This window comes from Rhizobium sp. P1_E1 (assembly GCF_056406015.1).
Window position 1 is genome coordinate 1 of sequence record NZ_JBFUAY010000460.1, and the last position, 1730, is coordinate 1730.

At 59.1% G+C, this 1730-nt stretch carries 3 protein-coding genes; all 3 read right to left on the minus strand.

The features are described from left to right. Positions 1 to 685, minus strand: a 685-nt coding sequence (locus AC1D1Z_RS37075; protein WP_477853797.1) for an XdhC family protein, incomplete at its 3' end; no start/stop codon positions are given. Then, complete coding sequence (locus AC1D1Z_RS37080; RefSeq protein ID WP_018245247.1) at positions 685 to 1014, minus strand: XdhC family protein; 330 nt, start codon at positions 1012 to 1014, stop codon at positions 685 to 687. The genes AC1D1Z_RS37075 and AC1D1Z_RS37080, both read right to left, overlap by 1 nt. 13 nt (positions 1015 to 1027) lie before the next feature. Beyond that, the coding region (locus tag AC1D1Z_RS37085; RefSeq protein WP_477853799.1) for a fibronectin type III-like domain-contianing protein at positions 1028 to 1730 on the minus strand (703 nt) is incomplete at its 5' end.

The window sequence follows — 1730 nt, forward strand, 5'->3', positions numbered from 1 at the left end:
GCGAGGGGCGGCGCGAGTGAAGCGCCTGGATGACCTGAGCCAATATGGCCACGGCGATCTCGGCGGGGTTGGACGCACCTATATCAAGCCCGATCGGAGCGTGGATGGTTGAAAGTGCATCGGCGCCAAAGCCGTCCGCGGCAAGGCGTTCGGTCCGCGCGGCGTGGGTCTTTTGACTGCCGAGTGCGCCAATGTAGAAGCAGCCGGTGCGCAATGCCGCGGCCAGGGGAAAATCATCGATCTTCGGATCGTGGGTGAGCGCGACCAAGGCGGTGTAACGGTCGAGCGGATCGGCCGTAAGCGCATCGGCAGGCCAATCGGCGGACAGCAGCACGTCAGGAAAGCGATCCCGCGTCGCAAAGGCCGTGCGAGGGTCTATGACCCGCACATCGAAGCCAGCGAGCCTTGCCATCTGCGTCAGACATTGGCTGATATGGACGGCGCCGATGATGGCAATACGCGGGGCGGGCATGTAAACGTTGACGAAGCCGCTTGCGGAAGCGCTGTCGAAGGCTATAGAGCGGCCGGACCGAAAGGCACGTTCGACGAGTGCGACAAACGGTTCCTCGATCGGGTCACCTTCCAGGATGACATGCTCCTCGTCGGCATGATGATCGGTCAGAAGCACTGCGGCAACACGTTTTCGACGCGCGGCGTTCAGGCTTTGCAGACTGTTGAGGCGCATCAGCCGATCCTTTCGACATAGACGCGGATGCGCCCGCCGCAGGACAAGCCGACTCGCCAGGCAGTTTCGTCCGCGACACCGAATTCCAGCATCTGCGCCTTGCCGTCGGCAATCACATCGATGGCCGCCGTGATCACCGCACCTTCGATGCAGCCGCCGGAGACCGAGCCTTCGAAATTGCCATCAGCGTCGACCACTAGATGGCTGCCCGCCAAACACGGCGCCGAACCCCAGGTTTCGATCACGGTCGCAATCGAAACATCACGACCAGCTGCTATCCATTCTTCGGCAGCAAAAAGGGGGTCGGTTGCGTATATTGCGGTTGTCATTTCGGCCCTCAGGTCAATGGTCGTTTAGTCCTGCAAAGATCTTGGCGATATCCGTCTCTTTGACGCTATCTCCGACATACCAGCTCAAAGTGTCGTAGAATCCGAGAAAGGACCCCTTCGTTTTTGCAAGAAGCGCCGTAGCTTCTGCACTTGAGATCGAAAGCCTGGCGACGAAGAAACTGACAAGAACAGCCTCAGCCCTAGGGTGGGCAAAGACGAGGGCTGTTGGAGAATTGGGCGAAATCAGTGGCAACACAGGAGCGGGCAACTTACATGGCAGAGTAACTGACAAGCGGATATCGCGCGAGGATGCCGCAGCTTCGATCACGAAAGCCTCCGCATCGAGAACCCAAGCGGAGCGTGCCGTATCGAAATAGCGGAAATCGCGCTGCCTCAGCGTCAAGCTCACCGTCTTCGTCTCGCCAGGCTGCAGATGCAGCTTGGCGAAGGACTTGAGTTCGCGGATTGGCCGCTTCAGGCCGGGCGCAAGCGGGCGCACATAAAGCTGGACGACTTCCTTGCCGGCGACCGATCCGCTGTTACGGACAGTAACACGCACCGTGCAACTCGTATCCGCGCCGATCTCGCTCTTGTCGAGCTCCATATTCTCATACGTAAACGAGGTGTAGCTGAGCCCGTGCCCGAACGGGAAAGCGGGGACGATTTCTTTTAAATCATAGAACCGATACCCGACGAAAATACCCTCGCTATAGACA